General features: G+C 28.2%; 16 protein-coding genes. 5 read left to right on the plus strand and 11 right to left on the minus strand.

Features of this window, described 5'->3' with window-relative positions; translation table 11 throughout:
• Positions 1 to 12 precede the first annotated feature (12 nt).
• Positions 13 to 3,231 carry a hypothetical protein gene (locus tag J0H68_04445; GenBank protein ID MBN8827936.1) on the plus strand — a complete coding sequence of 1,073 codons (3,219 nt, stop codon included), beginning with the start codon at positions 13 to 15 and terminating at the stop codon, positions 3,229 to 3,231.
• Here the strand turns inward: J0H68_04445 and J0H68_04450 are convergent.
• Positions 3,212 to 3,718, minus strand: coding sequence for an NUDIX hydrolase (locus tag J0H68_04450; GenBank protein MBN8827937.1), 507 nt, complete (start codon positions 3,716 to 3,718; stop codon positions 3,212 to 3,214). The genes J0H68_04445 and J0H68_04450 overlap by 20 nt on opposite strands.
• Before the next feature lie 190 nt (positions 3,719 to 3,908).
• Between J0H68_04450 and J0H68_04455 the strand changes: the two genes are divergently transcribed.
• Genes J0H68_04455 through J0H68_04465 form a run of 3 tightly spaced genes read left to right on the plus strand, consistent with a single transcriptional unit; the run spans position 3,909 to position 6,472 of the window.
• A complete protein-coding gene (locus J0H68_04455) occupies positions 3,909 to 4,886 on the plus strand; it encodes an ABC transporter substrate-binding protein (GenBank protein MBN8827938.1) in 978 nt (325 codons plus the stop codon).
• A gap of 6 nt (positions 4,887 to 4,892) precedes the next feature.
• The gene (locus J0H68_04460) at positions 4,893 to 5,600 is read left to right on the plus strand and encodes an ATP-binding cassette domain-containing protein (GenBank protein ID MBN8827939.1); all 708 of its coding nucleotides are present in this window, start codon (positions 4,893 to 4,895) and stop codon (positions 5,598 to 5,600) included.
• The gene (locus J0H68_04465) at positions 5,600 to 6,472 is read left to right on the plus strand and encodes a hypothetical protein (GenBank protein MBN8827940.1); all 873 of its coding nucleotides are present in this window, start codon (positions 5,600 to 5,602) and stop codon (positions 6,470 to 6,472) included. Before J0H68_04460 ends, J0H68_04465 begins: the two co-directional genes overlap by 1 nt.
• On the opposite strand, the gene J0H68_04470 is transcribed toward J0H68_04465, so the two are convergent.
• Both J0H68_04470 and J0H68_04475 read right to left on the minus strand, forming a co-directional pair.
• Positions 6,458 to 7,534, minus strand: coding sequence for an extracellular solute-binding protein (locus J0H68_04470; GenBank protein ID MBN8827941.1), 1,077 nt, complete (start codon positions 7,532 to 7,534; stop codon positions 6,458 to 6,460). The genes J0H68_04465 and J0H68_04470 overlap by 15 nt on opposite strands.
• Positions 7,535 to 7,581: 47 nt before the next feature.
• Positions 7,582 to 8,367, minus strand: coding sequence for a 3-hydroxybutyrate dehydrogenase (locus J0H68_04475; protein ID MBN8827942.1), 786 nt, complete (start codon positions 8,365 to 8,367; stop codon positions 7,582 to 7,584).
• 262 nt (positions 8,368 to 8,629) lie between these two features.
• Between J0H68_04475 and J0H68_04480 the strand changes: the two genes are divergently transcribed.
• Complete coding sequence (locus J0H68_04480) at positions 8,630 to 9,496, plus strand: pentapeptide repeat-containing protein (GenBank protein MBN8827943.1); 867 nt, start codon at positions 8,630 to 8,632, stop codon at positions 9,494 to 9,496.
• Position 9,497: 1 nt separating this feature from the next.
• Here the strand turns inward: J0H68_04480 and J0H68_04485 are convergent, their stop codons facing one another.
• The 8 genes from J0H68_04485 to J0H68_04520 form a co-directional block, all read right to left on the minus strand.
• Entirely contained in the window at positions 9,498 to 11,345 is a 1,848-nt protein-coding gene (locus J0H68_04485; protein ID MBN8827944.1) for an ankyrin repeat domain-containing protein, read from the minus strand.
• Positions 11,346 to 11,404: 59 nt separating this feature from the next.
• Positions 11,405 to 12,829, minus strand: coding sequence for a deoxyribodipyrimidine photo-lyase (locus tag J0H68_04490; protein ID MBN8827945.1), 1,425 nt, complete (start codon positions 12,827 to 12,829; stop codon positions 11,405 to 11,407).
• Positions 12,822 to 13,859 (minus strand): glycosyltransferase family 4 protein, encoded by a 1,038-nt coding sequence (locus tag J0H68_04495; GenBank protein MBN8827946.1) that lies wholly within the window; start codon positions 13,857 to 13,859, stop codon positions 12,822 to 12,824. Before J0H68_04495 ends, J0H68_04490 begins: the two co-directional genes overlap by 8 nt.
• Complete coding sequence (lpxK, locus tag J0H68_04500; GenBank protein MBN8827947.1) at positions 13,859 to 14,839, minus strand: tetraacyldisaccharide 4'-kinase; 981 nt, start codon at positions 14,837 to 14,839, stop codon at positions 13,859 to 13,861. Before lpxK ends, J0H68_04495 begins: the two co-directional genes overlap by 1 nt.
• Positions 14,793 to 16,079: a 3-deoxy-D-manno-octulosonic acid transferase gene (locus tag J0H68_04505; protein ID MBN8827948.1), complete on the minus strand. Its 1,287-nt coding sequence runs from the start codon at positions 16,077 to 16,079 to the stop codon at positions 14,793 to 14,795. The genes lpxK and J0H68_04505 overlap by 47 nt, the downstream gene beginning before the upstream one ends.
• The gene (locus tag J0H68_04510) at positions 16,069 to 16,749 is read right to left on the minus strand and encodes a lysophospholipid acyltransferase family protein (protein MBN8827949.1); all 681 of its coding nucleotides are present in this window, start codon (positions 16,747 to 16,749) and stop codon (positions 16,069 to 16,071) included. The genes J0H68_04505 and J0H68_04510 overlap by 11 nt, the downstream gene beginning before the upstream one ends.
• A 115-nt stretch (positions 16,750 to 16,864) precedes the next feature.
• The gene (gene phaZ, locus J0H68_04515) at positions 16,865 to 18,124 is read right to left on the minus strand and encodes a polyhydroxyalkanoate depolymerase (protein MBN8827950.1); all 1,260 of its coding nucleotides are present in this window, start codon (positions 18,122 to 18,124) and stop codon (positions 16,865 to 16,867) included.
• Between the two features lie 12 nt (positions 18,125 to 18,136).
• A complete protein-coding gene (locus J0H68_04520; protein MBN8827951.1) occupies positions 18,137 to 18,589 on the minus strand; it encodes a copper chaperone PCu(A)C in 453 nt (150 codons plus the stop codon).
• Positions 18,590 to 18,672 lie beyond the last annotated feature (83 nt).

Genomic DNA, 18,672 nt, shown 5'->3' on the forward strand with positions numbered 1-18,672 from the left:
TTAATTATCGTTATGTCTAAAAGTCAGAAAAATAAAAATACAATTTTATCACAAAATAATGAAGCTGCTTCTTCTCAATTTCCTGTGGTTACAATCTCTTCTGTAAGTGATTTTGCTAAAAAGTTTAATTCTTCTCAACCAGCTTATGAAGATAGCTCAGAACCTAGCAAACCTTTAAATAGGAATGCACGAAGAGGACAAGAAAGAAAAGTTTTGAAAGAAATGAAATCACAATTTAAAAAACTTAAAGGTACAGTCTCTAAGAGCGATTCTCAGGTAAAAGAAATATTTATAGACGTTACAAAATCAGGTGAGCCAACAGTATCTTCTATTGTTGAACAGCAGTCACATAAATTATCTATTCCAGTTATTAAATCTAATGAGATAGAACCTAAATTTTTTACAGGCCTACAAACAGCTTTACATTACTTCAATGGCTCTACTGAACCATCTAACCAAACAACTTCTGAAAAAGATTATGAAGTTTGTTCGGAATCTATAAATATCATACATAACGAAAACAAAGATGAACCTGAAAATCAGCAAAGTCTTAGCAATGTTACAACAACTTCTAATAAACCAACTAAAATAAAATTTGACCCAAATAAAGGTTTTTTTGAAAATATAGAAAGCTCAGGATTAATTGAAAAGACCAAGGAAATCACCTCACTGACTAGTAAATTAAATATTGAAAAAGCGCAAGAAATTGCTTCCCTAGCTAATAAATTAAATACAGATTTTAATGCAGCAATTAAAAAGTATGTTGGAAATGAAAACCCTTCCCCAATTAATATTTCAGACCAAGAATTAATATGTATAAAATATTATTGTGATCCGCTTATTAAAGTTCCATATAAGCTATTAAATAATACTGAAAATGAGCTTAAAGTATATCCTAATATTCGAGAAATACTCTCTAATTTTATAGCAAAAATTAATTATCGATTATTAAATCCGCAACTTTTTAAAGGTATGGAAGTTATTGATGAGTGCTACGATATTAATACTTCTGCAAATCTTGAAGAAAAGGAGCTACTTAATAATAATAAAGACCATCTAATTGTAACACCTTATAATATAGTAACGTTCAATGAAGATTCAGAAATAAGTAATAATTCCACACTTCGCGAAAACTTAATTAATTGCTTTATAAAAATTAATTTTCATTTACTAACCCTTCGTTTTAATTTTAAAAATAAAAAAAAGTTAGAAGAAGAAAATATTGAGTTATATAAAAAAATTGAACAGTTAGAAGCATTACTTAATTCACAAGAAATAACAGAAGTAAAAAAGAAATATGAAGGGGAAATTTCAGATTTAAAAAATAAACTCGAGAAAGTTAAAACGCAGCAAGCATATACTACTCAAACCATTACTACTCTTCAAGCTAGAAACAGTGAATTAGAAGAAAATTATAATGTAAATAAACAGGCACGCTTGAGTAAACAATATACTGAGCTTCAATCTGAATATAAAAAACTTGAAGAAAGGGTAAAAGAGTTAGAACAACGTAATAAGGTTTTAGAACCTTTAAGTAAGAAATATTCACATGAATTAGATAAAATTAAAGCACTTCTTAAAGAAACTGAAGAGAAACATAATAAAAACGTTGATGACAATTTTAAATTACAAAATGAAATTGAAGAATTAAGAAAACAATTAAAAGTTTCTGAAAAAACTGCAAAAAATAATAATGGAACTGATAAACTTAATAATCAACTTAAAACATTAAAAGAAAATTTTAGTAACTTAAAAACTGAATTTGAGTCTTTAAAGAATGAAAATGAAAAGTTAATTAAAGATAAAGAGGCAGAAAGTAATCAAGTAAGTATTGAAAAAGCTAAATCTGAAAAACTAAAAAAAGAAGCTGAGCTTGAAATCAGTAAACTTAGAGTTCAAGTTCAAAACTTTAAAAATCAAACTCACAATTTAGGAAATTCAATTCAATCATTACAAGATAAATCAAATCTTACTACTACAAAATTAAGTGAAAAAGAAAATAAAATTCAAAAATTAGAAGCAAGTTTAAAATCCTCTACTCAAGAAGAAATTAAGCTTAAAGATCAAGCAAATTCTTTAAGAACTCATAATGCTTCATTAAAACAACGATTGGCAGAAGCAGAAGGACTTGCCAAAGCAGAAGCAGAAAGATTTGCCAAAATACATAAAGAAACAGAAGAGCAGAATAAAAATTTAAATGATCAAATTCAACAATTAACTACAAAATTAAATGAAGCTGAAAAGCAAAAATTTGATTATGGGCATTTTAATAGAGAAATAATGGAACTTGCAGGAAAAACTGAAGCAGAAAATCAAGTTTTAAAAATAGAAAATGAAGAATTAAGGATGAGATTAATTAAAAATGAAGAAGAGTTACATCATCATCAAAGTACATTATCTGACTTAAAAGCTCATTTTGAAATTGTTAAAACAGACCCTTCTTTTAAAGGTATGTCACAAATACTATTTCAAAATAAATATACAGAAAATTTATCTTATAATTCTTATAATCCTTCTTTACGAACTTCAAATCCTAGCCATAAGAGAGATAACAAACAAACTACTGAAGTACAAAAAATGAAAAATGACACTTATGAAGAAGATTTTGGATATGATGAAAAAGGAAATTTTTATAAAGTTATAAGACAATTAGGTACAAAAGAGTTTCTTGGATATAAGGATCAAAATGATAAAGTAAGTTTTACTGAACCAAAAATTATGTATTCTAATAAGGAAGAATATGCAATGACTTTACTACCTAATGATTTTGGGAAATTGAATATTACAGAAAATGAGCTTTACTTACCATATGGGTGGGATGAAAATGGAGTTTTTTACTACACAATAAGTAAACAATGCGATGGGAAAATAATGGGTTATATGGATCAGGATAATAAATTTTATGCTCAATTTCCTAGCCCAACATATTATCCTTACATTGAAAATCCCCAAGCCTCGAGGCAAAATCATACTAATATATCAAGTCCTAATGAACCGACAAATAATTATTTTTATTCAAGTGATTATTATAAAGGAGAAAATTCTTCACCTAGTAAGAAATATCAAAATGGGTTTAGGGACACCCATAATTCATATAAGAAAAATGGATATACACATAGAGATCAAAATGAAAGTGAGTATAATAACAATTTAAAAAGAGAGCAAACTTCATATGCTCCAACCTTTATTAAAAAAGAAAAAAAACCATTTGCTAGTCACAAATTTTCTTAATATCTCTTTTTAATAAATAGTTTTTTACTATCATTTCATGGTCAAATGCAAATTTACCCCAAGGTATTTGATCATGAGTTACTATAAAAGCTTTTGCAGCATCATCTCCTGCCGTAGGATTATTAAATGCAGTAGCTTGATACGTAACTTCAACTGAATGATGGCGAGGATCTCTTGAGGGTTCAGAATGTACTCCAATTAACTTTAAATTATAAAGCTCCAAATTAACCTCTTCTTTCATTTCCCTTCTTATAGCGTGCTCGACAGTTTCACCATATTCCACTTTTCCTCCAGGCAAAGCATATCCCCAAGGCTCCTTTCCTCTTTCGATTAAAACTATACCTTTGGGTTGCTTGTTTTTACACACTTCTATAATGGCAGCAGTCGTGAGGACAATTTTTTTATTACTTACTCCAGGTTTATTATTAATAGAACATGCTGATATAAGAATATTTAAGATTAAAAATAATAAAGGCTTGTATTTCATAGTATATTAATCCTTTATTATTGACAAAATTTACATATAATATAATTTTATAGTTAATTAAATATATAGCAATTTAAAAATGATTAATACATTCTTCTATCTTAAATGTTTAGAAATTAATTGGTGGCGATGGCAGTAATAGCTACGCTTTAACTAATTTGCTTTTAAATATTATTTATAGGAGAAACTCATGAAGTTCTTTAAAACTATTTTTTTCATTACGTACATCATTTTATTAAATCTTACAGTTGCAGAAAGCTCCCAACTAAAAAAAGTAGCTATTGCTAATTATGGAATCCATTCTTCGCTTGAAGACACTATCTTTGGAATTAAAAACCAACTTACAAAAGAAGGTTTTATTGAAGGTAAAAATATAGAATATAAAATTTTGCATGTAAATTTTGAGCAAACATTAATTCCTCAAATGTTAAACAAATTACTTGCATATAATCCAGATGTTATCGTAAGCATTACAACACCTGTTACTCAATCTGCCAAACGAATTGTAAAAAACAAACCTCTTGTTTTTGCCTCAATTACAGACCCTGTAAGCGCTGGAATTCTTGATAATAAAAATACAGCAAAAGATAATATTACAGGAGCAGCTGAAAAACAAAATTTAAGTACTATGCTTGAATTTATAAAAACCGTTCTTCCATCAGCACATCGTATAGGGGTTTTATATGCATTAAACGAAGATAATGATAAAGCTATGATAGAAGATTTAGAATTAGCAGCAAAAAAATTAAATATGGAAGTAGTTAAGGTAGGAATAGACCAACAAAGCGATATCCCTAAGCGAATTAATATTCTTAAAAATAAAGTAGATCTTATTTATGTAAGTACAAGTGGTCCTATTCAACCAGCTTTAAGTGTAATAACGAGTTTTGCTGATAAAAATAATATTCCTGTCTTCAATGCCGATGCTGAAGCGATTAAGAAACATAAAGTATTAGGCAGTTACTCTGTTTCATTTACTACAATAGGCCAAAATGCTGGTAAAATTATCTCTAAAATATTAAACGGTCAAAATATAAACTCTATCTCTCCTATTTACCCTTCTAAAGCCGATCATATTGCTATTCTTAGCAAAAAGAAAATGGATTTATTAAAAATCACTCCTGATCTTGAAGCTTTAAAAGAATTTAATACAGAAATAATCGAGTAAACTAATATGTTAAATATAGTTAATATAAGCAAAGGATTTGGCTCTAACAAAGTATTATCTGGTATTAGCACTTGTTTTAAACCTGGAGAGGTTAGTTTTATTATTGGTCATAATGGGTCAGGTAAATCAACTTTTTTGCAGTTGATTAGCGGAGATTTAAATCCTGATTCAGGTTCCATCAATTTTAACAACGAAACTATTTCAAAAAATATTATTTCCAAAGTTACCCAAAATATAAACCTTTGCTCTGAGAGAGAGCTAACAGTTTATGAAAATTTATGTATAGCAAGGCTCAAAAATCAGAAAGGTAAACTTAAAACTTTTAATTTTTATAATGAAATTATTGATTTTACGAATAGTGTGGAAATTGATACATTTAACTTTTTAGACAAACCTTTAAAACTCTTATCAGGTGGAGAACAACAAAAAATTGCTCTGCTAATGGGTATTATATCAAATCCTAAAATTCTTCTTTTGGATGAATTTACTTCAGCCCTTGACCCTAAAACTTCTGAAGAAATTTTAAAGCTTGTTAGGAACCTTACACAAGCTTTAGACCTCATTACAATTATTATTAGCCATAGTTTAAGAGAGGTTGCACATTTTGCTGATAGAATAATTATGATTAAGGATAATGGTATTCATTTAGATAAATACTATAATCAACCGCCTAGCCTAGAAGATTTATTGGTACTATTTGAAGGAGACATCTAGTGGATTTTAATTTTATTTTTTCTGATATCCTTCCTACATCGATCATTCATGGTTTACTTTTATCACTAGTAGGACTTGGAATATATATTACTTATAAACTTCTTAATTTTATTGATTTATCTGCTGAAAGTATTTTTATTCTAGGTGCAAGTATTTTTGGCACCATGATTAATAACGATATAAATTACATAATAAGCTTTTTAAGCGCGATTTTGGCCTGCTCTTTTATAGGTTTATCTGTAACATATATTTCCTTAAAATATAAAATTAATTCCATGCTTATTACTATTATAATTGCTATGATAATTTACTCTTTAAATCTAAAAATACTTGGGGTACCTAATATACCTTTAAATGAAATTTATTTTCCTTTTAATAACGAATCTTTAATTCTCAAAGGACTATTTATTACAAGCCTTATAACCCTAACCTTTTATACTTTAATAAATTTTCTTAAAACAGAAGTAGGGCTAAGATTTCGATTAGTAGGTCTTAACCCTAAAATGGCACGTGCATACAGTATTAATCAATTATTTTATGTAACTATAGGAACAATAATTGCTAATAGTTTAATAGCAATTGCAGGCATCATGCATTCACAAAATGTAGGGTATGTAGACATTAATATGGCTAATGGTTTACTAATTCAAGGTCTTGCATCAGTTATGATAGGCGAAATGATAATGGTTAAATATCGCAAATCATTAATTTTTTCTCCTTTAATTGGAGCTATTATTTATAGTTCAATTGAAAATTTGATTATGTTATTTGATTTTATTAAGCCAACCGATTTTAGAATGGTTACAGGTATATTAGTACTTATAAGTATAATTCTAAATTCAAAAAGGAAAGTAAAGTCACTTGCTAGTTAAAACTTCTATCCAAAGCCTACTACGCATTCGTTCAATTTCATTGCTTAATGGCTTTAATATATACATTTGATTGATTTGCCCTTTCGTTAAATATATATTCTTATTATTTAAAATGGACTTATGAATATATTTATCTGCGGCACTATTTGCATTAGCATAACCTAACCTATTTGTATTAAAGCTAGCGACATCTGGACGAAGTAAATAATCAATGAATTTATATGCTTCATCAACATTTTTTGCATCTTTAAGAATAGAAATTGTATCAACCGAAATTTGAGTTCCTTCTTTTGGAATTATATATTTAATCTTTCCTTTTCCATTCTCCTCTGCTCTATCCTTTGCTTGTATTAAATCTCCTGAAAATCCTACTGCTAAGCAAATATCTTCATTTGCTAGATCATCAATATATTTTGAAGAATCAAAGGTATGTATATAAGGCCTAATTTCAAGTAAAAGCTTTCTAGCTGCTAATAAATCTTCTTTTTTTTGTGAATTGGGGTTTAAACCTAAATATAATAAAGCTGCAGGAATAATCTCATTAGGGGCATCAATAAAAACCACACCACATGCGGAAATTTTTTTTATATATTCTTTATTAAAAACATATTTCCAACTATCAATTTTTTGGTTAGGGAAAATTTTATTAATTACTTTAGTATTATAGCCAATACCTAAAGTCCCCACCATCCATGGCACTCCATATTTATCTAGACCGCCATTTTTTTTAAGTATTTCAAGAATCGCTGGATTTAAATTTTTATAATTTTTAAGTTTGGAAGTATCTAATTCTTTGTACATACCAATTTTAGATTGACGAGCTAAAAATGGAAAAGCTGTAGGAACCACTATATCATACCCAGTTTTACCTACGTATAATTTTGCATCTAAAGTGTAATCACTATCATAAAGATCATAATTAACATCAATTTTATATATTTTTTCAAAATCCTGTACGGTTTTTTGATCAATATAATTTGACCAATTATATACATTTAGTTTGCTATTAGCGCTAGCAACAACTGGAAGAAAAATTATAAATAAAACGGCAAGCGCTTTCATTTCTTACCTAAATAAACTTAAATTAACTTGCTATTAATATAATAATTTTACTGAGATGTCCAGCCACCATCTAAGGTAATACTTGTTCCGGTAATATTAAAAGCATGCTCACTAATTAAATGTAATACTAAGTGAGCTATATCTTCTGGATTGGTAAATTGTTTAGATGGTTGTTTTTCACTTAACAATTTAATGCGAGCATCATCTCCACTTAAATTTTCTCTAGCTGCAAGATCATCTATTTGTTTTTGAACAAGCGGAGTTAACACCCATCCAGGACAAATTGCATTACAAGTAACACCACTTCCTGCTGTTTCGAGTCCTACAACTTTAGTTAAGCCAATGATACCATGTTTAGCTGACACATATGCAGATTTATTTGCAGAAGCTACTAAACCATGGACCGAAGCCACATTAATTATTCTTCCCCATTTTTTTTGCTTCATTGCTTTAATAGTGTTTTTAATTAAATAAAAGCTTGAAGAAAGATTAATAGAAATTATTTGTTCCCATTTCTCATCTGGAAAATCTTCTATAGGAGTAACAAATTGAATGCCTGCATTATTAATTAATATATCAATATCACCTACTTCATTTTTCGCAAAACTCAATAAATCCATAATTTGAGCCTTAGAAGCAAGATCGGCTGCATGATAATAAACTTTTCCTTTATAATTTTGTTCAAATTCTTTCTTAAGTGATTCAATTTCCTCTTTTGGACTTAAACCATTTAAAATAACTGTATGACCTTCTTTTGCAAGCTCACGGGCAATTGCAAGGCCTATTCCACTTGTTGATCCAGTAACTAAGGCAATTTTTGCACTCACAATAATTCTCCAATAATATCCCTATTATTACAATTATATTAAATTATTAATATATTAGCAATTAAATTACTGCTTCTTTTGAACTTAAAATATATTTTAAAAGTATAAGTTATTGATATGTAATACAAAACCTGAACTTAATTAATAAAATAATATTGCTACATAAAGTTTAATTTTTATATTTATCATGTTGACTTTCATACCTTTTTATTGTTTCATTAAATAATAGTTATGTAATATCAAAAGTTTTTTTAGGTTAATATTTAATATGAAAAACCTTTTCTATGTTTTTCTAACCGCTTCTGCAGTTTCAATAATTAATATTTCAAACGCAGAACAATTCGCTCAAAATACTAATTTTATTGATGATGTTAAAAAAATAGTTCATACGAAGTTACCTGATCGCTCGGAAATTGAAAAATTTATTCTACATAACAAAACCTATGGTTTACCTGTAAATCTCACAAAAAAATTTGGAAAAAACTTTAAAAACATTAATTTTTCAAAAATTTATGCTCGCGAAGTATCTATAACTGATGCAAACATGCAAGATGCAATGTTTGAGTTCGCAAATTTTGAAAAAGCTTATATTATAAATAGTGATTTAAGTAATTCAAAAATGATGGCAGTTGATTTCAGTAATTCAACAATTATTGATAGCAAACTTGTTGGGGTTAACTTAAATTTAGCAACACTAGACAATGCAATTCTTCATGGTAATAACTTTGAGAATGCTAATTTTGAAGGTGCAAACTTAAGTTACGCTAATCTATCTAATACAAACCTTAGAAATGCTAATTTAAATAATGTTGACCTTTCTTGGGCAAATTTACAAGGCGCCGATCTTACAGGTGCAAAATTAAATAATGTTAAACTTAGCTACGCTAATTTAATGAATACTACTCTTGATAAAGCTACTTTCAAGAATTCTAGCCTTCAAGAAGCTGTGTTAATTAATGCTTCTCTTAAAGACACTTCTTTTGAAAATAGTGACTTAAGAAGAGCAGATTTAAGATGGACAAAACTTTCTAAAGCAAAACTAATTAATGTAGATTTAGCAAGAGCCAGAACAAATCCACTAAAATATGAGACAGAAGAATTTCAAAGTAGCGTTGATTCCATGACTCAGAAATAAATTATCTTCCATTTTGTTTATTATTGTTACGAAGCTTTTCCATTTTCTTCTTAAGCACTTCTTTATAATTAGAAGTTTTCTTAAAATCTCCACCCTCTTTAATATCTTTTTCCATTTCTTTTACTGCCTTTTCAAACATTACTTTATCTTTCCCTTTAAAAATCGATTTAATGTTATCTATTAAACCAAGTTTTACCTTCTTAGGATCTTGAGCTAAATATGCTTTTTCTTTATTATAAATTGGCTCTATTTTAGCCTTATAATCTTTGCCAATATATTTCTCTAAATAATGTTCAAAATTTTTATGCTCTTTATTATCTTTACCTTTATCAACAAAGTTCTCATTTAAGATTTCGTCAAATGTTTTATTATTTGTATTTTTTAATATTTCCTTAACTATTTTTTTTACCTTAATATCAATTTTATTTTCTACAATTTTTTTATTTTTCCCTTCTTTTTCTATTAAGGTTATCATATCTTTACTAGCAAACTTGTTATAATTAGCTTTAGCGCCCGCTTCGACTAGTTCTTTTATTATCTCTGAATGTCCTCTTGCAGCAGCTATTTTTAAAGCTGTATCGCCACTTCGAGCTTTTAAATTAACGTCAGCATTAGCTTTAATTAATTCCTTCACTATCTCTAAATTACCTTTAAAAGCAGCAACCATTAAAGGACTATATCCCTCATAATTTTGTAAGTCTACATTAGCACCGGCTTTAATTAATTCATTTATTACTTCTACATTTTGCCCTCTATCAACAGCTATTAGTAAAGCTGTATTATTATTTCTATCTTGTGCATTTACATTAGCGCCGGCTTCCCTTAATAATTTTATTTTATCCAAATTCCCATATTTTGCTGCAAACATAAAAATTGTATAACCGTCAAAATCTTGAAGATTAAGCCAAAATCCAGATTCTATATATTTCTGTAAATAAGTAGTATCCTGTAGTCTTGTTTCCTTAAATAAACCCATATCGTTAGACTGATGAAATTTAATAAACTCATTAATTTTTTCTAACACAGAATTATCTATTTTATTCTCTTTAGTTTCAAACTCTCTTAATATTCTCCCTAATTCTCTTGAACTGCATTTTTTAAAAAATTTATCAGGGTCTGGGTTTAAAATATCTAAATTGTTTTGTTGAGCCACAAGATTTAATATTTGAGGATATATATTTTGATCCGGTTTTAAACCAGCTTTTAATATTAAATTATTTAAAATTGGAGTTTTTGCATCTCCATTAAGTTTGATATAATTTACTATATTACCTACAGTAGTAATTGTTTTATTATTATTTAAAATTACATTTACTAAAGTTGTACGCTCCCCAATAATTGCTTCATCTAGTAAATTATGTTGTGTCTCCCCCCATAACAAACTATTAGGATCTGAACCATGTTTTAATAAGATTTCAACTGCATGTAGGTTACCAAATTCTACTGCCTTAGCAATAGGGTTCATTTTAGTATTATCTATTCCTTCTTGAAGTTTTGGTTTAACCTTTAAGATTTCTTCTATCATACTATATAAATAACCTGGGTCTTCGTTATTTATTCTTTTATTTTCAATTTCATAAAGTATATGATGAAGTACTGTAGCGTTATTTTTATCTTTTATGTCTAAGTCTGCGCCTTTTGCAATAATTTTTGGTAATATTTCTGCCTTTTTTTCATCGCTTAATGTTTTACTTTGTAATAAATTAAAAGTTACACTAGTTTCATCAAAAGTTTTTTCTAAATTTTTAATTGAAATACTATCTTCTAACAAACTATTAATTTTATCAAAATTTCCTTGAGCTATCGCTTGATTTAATTGAAAAATGTAATCTTTATTACCGCTTGCCATATAACTAACCTATATATAATATATAAATAATTATATAACAAAATATTTAATATGTTAATTTATTTAATTGCTTTAAATGTTTCTATAGCTCTTTTTCGAGTTATATCTAAATCAACTATTGGCTCATAATATTTATTAAACAACCCATCTTTCTGAGGTTCATGAATATTCGTACCTTTATAATCTTTTAATTCTTGTACGTAAGTTTTTACATAAATTCCATCAGCATCAAATTTTTGTCCTTGTAAAATAGGGTTAAACACTCTGAAGTATGGCTGAGCATCAGTGCCAGTGGAAGCAGACCATTGCCATCCGCCTACATTTGATGCAAGATCATAATCCATTAAATTTTGCGCAAAATATTCTTCTCCTAAACGCCAATCAAGAAGTAAGTTTTTACACATGAAAGATGCTGTTATCATACGAGCCCTATTATGCACCCAACCCATAACTTTAAGTTGACGCATAGCGGCATCAACTACAGGGAAACCAGTTTTACCTTCGCACCATAATTTAAAATGTTCTTCGTTTCTTTGCCAATTAATTTTACCTTGGAGTGGTTTTAAAAATTCTAAGTTTTGGGTATATGGAAAATGATACAAAACATTCGCGTAAAACTCTCTCCAAATAAGCTCATTTATCCACATATCTGAGCCTGCACCTGGATATTCCAAAGCATATCTAAAACACTCACGAATGGAAATTAACCCAAATCTTAAGTAAGGAGAAAGTCTACTTGTACCATCTAAATAGAGATAATTCCTTGTTTCTTTATATTTAGGTATATTAAAGGACCATTCTGCTAATTTGTTTTTAGCATCATGAGTTGTCCAAATTTTGTCTTCAATAAAATTATACCCCACTTCTTTTAGCATTTTTTCTGCTGAAGTAGTATTTACTAAATTTAATCCTGCATTTTGAATTGTATTTTTTAGTTTTGAATCAACTGGTAAAGTTCGTTTTAAATTTGGCCTATAGTTTGCATAATCCTCTTTAATTAAACTCATCCTCCAAGCTTTACTAAAGGGTGTAAAAACCTTAAAAGGAGTTCCGTCTTTTTTTAAAATATCTTTTGGGTTTTGAAGCAGATGATCTACTGATAATTTCAGTTCAATATTATTTTTTAGCAATAAATGTTCAACTGTACTATCTCTTTCTATAGTTTGCGGCTCAAAATCTTTACCAGCAAAAACTTTATTTGCATTTAAAACTTTACATAAATTGGGAATGATTTCTATTGGTCTACCATAAAACACTAATATTTCTGAATTATATGATTTTAATTCTTTATTCAAATCTATTATAGTATTTGCAATAAAGCTTAATCTACGATCGTTTTTATTGGTAAATCTTGATAATATCTCTTTATCAAATATAAAAATTGGCAGAAAACTTTTTCCTTCTTGCGAGGCATAATGTAATGGTTTATGGTCATGCAAACGCAGATCTCTTCTTAACCAGCAAATCGTTAAGCTTTCATTTATCATTTTCTTTTGCTCGAGTTAAAATTTCTTTTAAAGAATTTTCTATTCTTTCTGCAATAATGTTATAAGAAAAATTTTCCTTTAAATTAATCTTAGCGTTGTTTACTAATTTTTGTCGTAATTCAAAATTATTATAAAGGTCAAGTATTGCCTTTGCTAAACTTTTCTCATCCTCTATTGGAACTAACAAACCATTTTCCTTATCTTTTATAATTTCAATTGGCCCCACATCATTAGTTGAAATAACAGGAATATTATAATTCATGGCTTCTAAAATAACTATTCCAAAAGGCTCATGGTGAGAAGGTAGAACAAACAAATCAAGATTAGAGTAAAATTCTGATTTATCTTTAACCCAACCAGGAAATTCTATTATTTTTTCTATTTTAAAATTTTTAGCTAAAGCTATTAAATTAGCGTGTAACTCCCCTTCACCCCCTATCACAACTTTTAGCTCTGGAATTTTGTCTTTAATCAAGGAAATTGCTTTAATTAATACTTCAAAACCCTTTTTAGGTACAAATCTTCCTATAGCTCCTACAATAAATTGTGAATTGGCTTTTTTAATAGATAAATTTTCTAGAACTTCTATCATATTATGAATAACAAAAATATTATTTGTTTGAAATCCAAGATTTGAGTAATAGTCTTTTAAATGATGCGTTATAGTAAATAAATAATTACAACTAATAAGCTCCTTACTCCAATAATTATGAGCTACTGCAACTAATGGTATATTCAGTTTTTTTGCTACAAATTTATTTAATACAGTTGGTCTACTACCATGAGTAATAATAAGATCTGGTTTAAACCCTCTAATAATTTTTAAAAGCTTAAATTTTGCAAAAATATCCCATTTACTAAAATTGTTAATGGCTAGAAAATCTTTATTAGTTTTACGTAGCGGAGATTTTGTATGACATATAGATAATACTTCATGCCCTCTTTTTTGAAGGGAATAATGATAATCTAAAAAAACTTGTTCAATACCGCCAAGCTTTTTACTAAACATACAATTAACTATTCGCATTAAATTCCTTTTTCATCTATTTTTTGCTTTATAATGCTTATTAAACTGTCACCATTAGTAATTGCAAGCTCTGTGTCAATATACTCAATTTTTTGCTTAAATTCATTATTTAGCCTTACCCAATCTTTTTTAGTGGTAATTAATTTAGCATTCAGACGCTTAGCTTCTAAGATTAAATTCTCTATTTCCTCTATTGTATATCTATGATGATCACTAAAAGAGATTTCTTTAATAATTCTAAAGCTTGACCTTTTTAATAAATTAAAAAACTTTTTTGGCCTAGCGATTCCTGAAAATGCTATTGCCTTTTCATAGATAAAAGTTTTTGGTTGTATATATGCATTACACTGAGGTTTACCGAATCTTTTTTCTTTCCCTCCAATATTAATAATCATATTAGCTTTTTTTAATGCGCTACTTACAGGTTCACGAAGAGGACCAGCAGGGAGTAAAAAACCATTACCAAATAAAAACTCTCCATCAATTACAAGAATATTAAAATCGGCTTGGAGTTTTAAGGTTTGAAATGCATCATCAACTATAATGATATTAAATCCTTGCTCCTCTGCAAATTTAATACCTTCAATTTTATCTTTTGAAATAATTGTTGGAAGCTTTTCATTTAAAAGTAGAGCTTCATCCCCTACCTCTTCTTCACTATGCATTTTTGTAACAAGCAAAGGCCCTTTTAAAGAGCCATGATACCCCTTACTTACACAACAAATTTTATATTTCCTATTCAATTCCTTATTTAATTCCTCAGAAAACCATAAAGCTGTTGGAGTTTTGCCACCACCACCAACCGTAACGTTCCCTATAGCTACAACGAAACTTTTTTTAAAAGAAGTTTTAGAAACAAATAGTCGCTTAAGAGAAAACCCTAAATAATAAAGGAAAGAAAAAGGTAAAAGGCTTATAGATTTTATGTTAATTTTATTCCATAAATCCGGCTGTTTTAGTTTTAATATTTTGCCAAACATTTTCTGTTATTTGATTATATTGTTTTATTAAATTGCTAGCATTTGCCTTATAAAGATCATACTTTGCAGGGTGATTAAGATAATCTTCCCATATATTATATAATTCTTCTTCGTCATGTGCAATCAAACTTGCTTGTTTTTGAATAAATTCATTATAAATATTTATGAAATTATGAAACTTTGGACCGGTAATTATAAGTGTATTAAAATGAGAGGGCTCAATAGGATTATGACCACCTATATCAATAAAAGACCCACCTATAAAAGTTATCTCAGCTAAATTAAAGAAATTTCCTAACTCACCTAATGTATCAATCAAATAAACATCAATATTTTTAAAGTTACCTCTAACTTTAGAGTGAATAGCATAGTTTAGAGCCTCTTTTTGTAATAAAGATTCAACTTTGCTCGTTCTATTAGGATGCCTTGGCGCAAGAATTAAAATAAGTTTTTTATTTTTCTCTTTTACTCTTTTAAATACTTTGATGAGAATTGCTTCGTCTCCTTCATGGGTTGAAGCTGCACATATAACCGTTTTATCATTAATAGATTTATATAACGTATTTACTAGCTCTGAATTTACAGACAATTTTTCATTATCAAATTTTAAATTACCAGCAAATTTTACCTTATTTGTAAAAACTTTATATTTCTCATAATCTAAAAGGCTTTGAGTATAAATGTATTTATATTTATTAATAATAAAGCGGGCAAAAGGTTGAAGAATGAGCCAATTCTTAAAAGATTTATCGGAAATACGAGCACCAATTAAAAATAATTTATCACTCTCAGTTAAATTTATAAATCCTGGCCAAAGTTCTGATTCTACAAATAAAGTTAAATCTGGCTGCCAATATTTTTTAAATCTTTTAATAAAAGGGTAAATATCAAATGGAAAAAAACTATGAATCACCTCTTTAGGCAATTTTTTACTTAAAATTTCTGCTGAAGTTTTAGTTTGAGAAGTTACAAGAACATTATAATTTCCCTCTTTTAAAATTATATTTATCAATCTTACAATCGATAATGATTCACCTACACTAGCCGCATGTATATGAAGAAGTTTACCTTCAGGCCGTTTAATTTTATAAAAGCCAAATTTTTCAAAAACTCTACCACCTAATTCTTTGCCTTTCATTATTCTTAAAAAAATATAAAATGGTAAAATGGTTAGGTAGATAAAACCTAAAATATAATATAGGTACATCCAAGCTTTTTCTAAAACTAAATTACTTTTCAATGTTTATTCCTGCAATTTTATCAACTTCGAAAGTCATATTATTAATCTTTTCTTCAATTTCCAACTCTAATTTTTTAGTTTCTTCTTCAGAAATCCTTTTATTTACATAAATCGGTTGACTTGCTAATGCATATCCCTTGCTAAAAAACTTTGGTAATATCATTTTATCCCATGTTTTTAATACCTTAGCTTTTTCAGTTGAATAAGTAACAAGTATAATAGGTTTCCCACTTATTTTGGCTATTGTAGTTAAGGCTCCTGAAATTTTCATTCTAGGACCTCTAGGACCATCAGGCGTCATGGCTACACTATTATTTTTTAGAGTTGTAAGAATAGATCTTAAAGCTTGAGTTCCTCCTTTTGAAGATGAACCTCTTATAAGTTTATATCCCAAAAACTCTATAGTTTTAGCTATAATTTCACCATCAGAATGATGAGAAATTAAAACATTCATTTTTCTCGGTTTTGGCCATAAGAATGGCATCATTAACATCCTTCCATGCCAAAACACTAAAATTACATTTTCTTTCTTATAATTTTTAAGAGCATCTTTAGATTCACCTTGCCATCTAATAGTTAAATGTAAAAATTTCAAATAAATAGAAATTAAAAGAGCAAGAATTTTAATGAACGCATGACTTTTTAATATTCTTTTCAATATTCTTTTCATAAGAAAACGCACTATTTTATCTTTATATTTAGCTTATTATATTCGCTAGATATAAAAAAACACTTAATGTAATTATAATAAAAGCTAATTTAGAACTTAATTTATTTTGGAAACTTTAAATAGTTTTTTTATAGCCTGTGTGTTTATAACAAAAATCTTTAATTACTGGAACAATTTTTTCTCTAAACTTGCGCCCATTAAATACCCCATAATGCCCTACACCTTCTTGAAAATGATAATGTGTTTTTTCTTTAGGGACATTTTTACAAATTTTTAAAGCGGCTTTAGTTTGTCCTATGCCTGATATATCATCAAGTTCGCCTTCAATAGCAAGTATTGCTGAATGATAAATTAATTCAGGTTTAACAAGTTTACCATCTACTTTCATTTTACCACGTGGTAAGGCAAAATCTTTAAAAACAGATTTTATAGTTTGCAAATAGAACTCAGCGGGCATATCTAATACTGCTAAATATTCATCATAGAAATCTTTTTGTTTTTCTGCACTTTCACCATCACCAATTATAAGATGTTGATAAAGCTTCATATGTTCACCAATGTGGCGTTGCATATTCATTGCCATAAATCCAAATAATTGAATAAATCCAGGATATACTGGCCTTAAAAAACCTGGATAATTAAAAGGAACCCTAGTAATAACTTGCGTTTCAAACCAGTTCATAGGACGATTTTCAGCAAATTGATTAACTTCTGTGCTTGATTCTCTAGCATCAACTGGGCCACCTATTAAAACCATATTGTCTACACCCGTATATTTTTCTTCTTCAAGAAGAGAAATAGCTGCTACTACTGGAACAGTAGGCTGACAAACGGCCATTACACTTAAATTTGGACCTAAAAATTTTATAAATTCTATCACATATTTAGTATAATCTTCCAAATCGAATTTACCTTCTGCCACAGGAATTTGAGAAGCATCTTTCCAATCAGTAATGTAAACATCAAAAAATGGTAAAGTATCTTCGACAGTGCCTCGAAGTAAAGTCGCATGATGCCCAGACAGAGGGGCAACAATTAACATTTTAGGCAAATCAATTTTATTATCTAATTTTTTAAAATGTATAAGATTACAAAAGCTTTTATAAAGCAATGTTTCCTGTTGAATTTTTATATCTTTTCCATCAACTTTAACTTTTTGAATACCAAATTCAGGTTTTTTATATACTTTAAACATACGATCATACATTTCAAGCGTAGCTTTTAAAGCACGGTCAGTGTCAGTATTTTTAATTAAATTAAAAGGACTGGCTAGATATGATTGACAAAGATTAACACCGTTTCTTAATGGAACAATATTTTTTCTTGCAAATTCAATATACGTATAAAGTAAACTATTTTCAAAAAGTGGGTACATTTTAATTTAATCCTATTTAACAGGAATTTTTATATTTAATCCCTGATTATCGTTTTGAACTAAAGTTAACATGTGGCTTTCACCTGCTATTAATGATTTTTTTAAATCTAAAAACATTATATGCTTACCACCTGGCTTTAATTCTACTGTCCCTTTAGAAGGAATATTAAGGCTTCTTATTTTGAACATTTTCATAATGTTATTTTCATGCTTCATATCGTGTATTTCTATGACAGCAGGAATATCTGAAGTAATTAAGTTAATTGAGATATCATTTTCACAAGGGTTAAGAATTTTCATGTAAGCTGCTGTTGACTTAGACCCTTCTAAGGTTGCTTTTACATATTGATCAGTAACTTGAACAGTACATAATTTTGGTTTTTCTATAGGAGCTGGAGCTTGTGAAGGTACGCTTGCATTTGCAATTGCAGAATATAATAAAATAGGTAATAAGGATTTCTTCATTATTTTATCCGGTATTAAAAGGTTTACAATTTATCTAACCTTTTAATAATACACTTTTTTAGCTTTCAACTCTAGATTTTTTT

This window comes from Sphingobacteriia bacterium (genome assembly GCA_017304685.1).
Lineage (GTDB): Bacteria > Pseudomonadota > Alphaproteobacteria > Rickettsiales > 33-17 > JAFKLR01.

Excerpts from the sequence above, each read along its gene's own strand:
- J0H68_04495 (MBN8827946.1), bottom strand. The coding sequence starts at position 13,859 with ATGCGAATAGTTAATTGTATGTTTAGTAAAAAGCTTGGCGGTATTGAA.
- J0H68_04445 (MBN8827936.1), top strand. The coding sequence starts at position 13 with ATGTCTAAAAGTCAGAAAAATAAAAATACAATTTTATCACAAAATAAT.
- phaZ (MBN8827950.1), bottom strand. The coding sequence starts at position 18,124 with ATGTACCCACTTTTTGAAAATAGTTTACTTTATACGTATATTGAATTT.
- J0H68_04470 (MBN8827941.1), bottom strand. The coding sequence starts at position 7,534 with ATGAAAGCGCTTGCCGTTTTATTTATAATTTTTCTTCCAGTTGTTGCT.
- J0H68_04480 (MBN8827943.1), top strand. The coding sequence starts at position 8,630 with ATGAAAAACCTTTTCTATGTTTTTCTAACCGCTTCTGCAGTTTCAATA.
- J0H68_04520 (MBN8827951.1), bottom strand. The coding sequence starts at position 18,589 with ATGAAGAAATCCTTATTACCTATTTTATTATATTCTGCAATTGCAAAT.
- lpxK (MBN8827947.1), bottom strand. The coding sequence starts at position 14,839 with ATGTTTGGCAAAATATTAAAACTAAAACAGCCGGATTTATGGAATAAA.
- J0H68_04485 (MBN8827944.1), bottom strand. The coding sequence starts at position 11,345 with ATGGCAAGCGGTAATAAAGATTACATTTTTCAATTAAATCAAGCGATA.
- J0H68_04460 (MBN8827939.1), top strand. The coding sequence starts at position 4,893 with ATGTTAAATATAGTTAATATAAGCAAAGGATTTGGCTCTAACAAAGTA.
- J0H68_04510 (MBN8827949.1), bottom strand. The coding sequence starts at position 16,749 with ATGAAAAGAATATTGAAAAGAATATTAAAAAGTCATGCGTTCATTAAA.
- J0H68_04450 (MBN8827937.1), bottom strand. The coding sequence starts at position 3,718 with ATGAAATACAAGCCTTTATTATTTTTAATCTTAAATATTCTTATATCA.
- J0H68_04455 (MBN8827938.1), top strand. The coding sequence starts at position 3,909 with ATGAAGTTCTTTAAAACTATTTTTTTCATTACGTACATCATTTTATTA.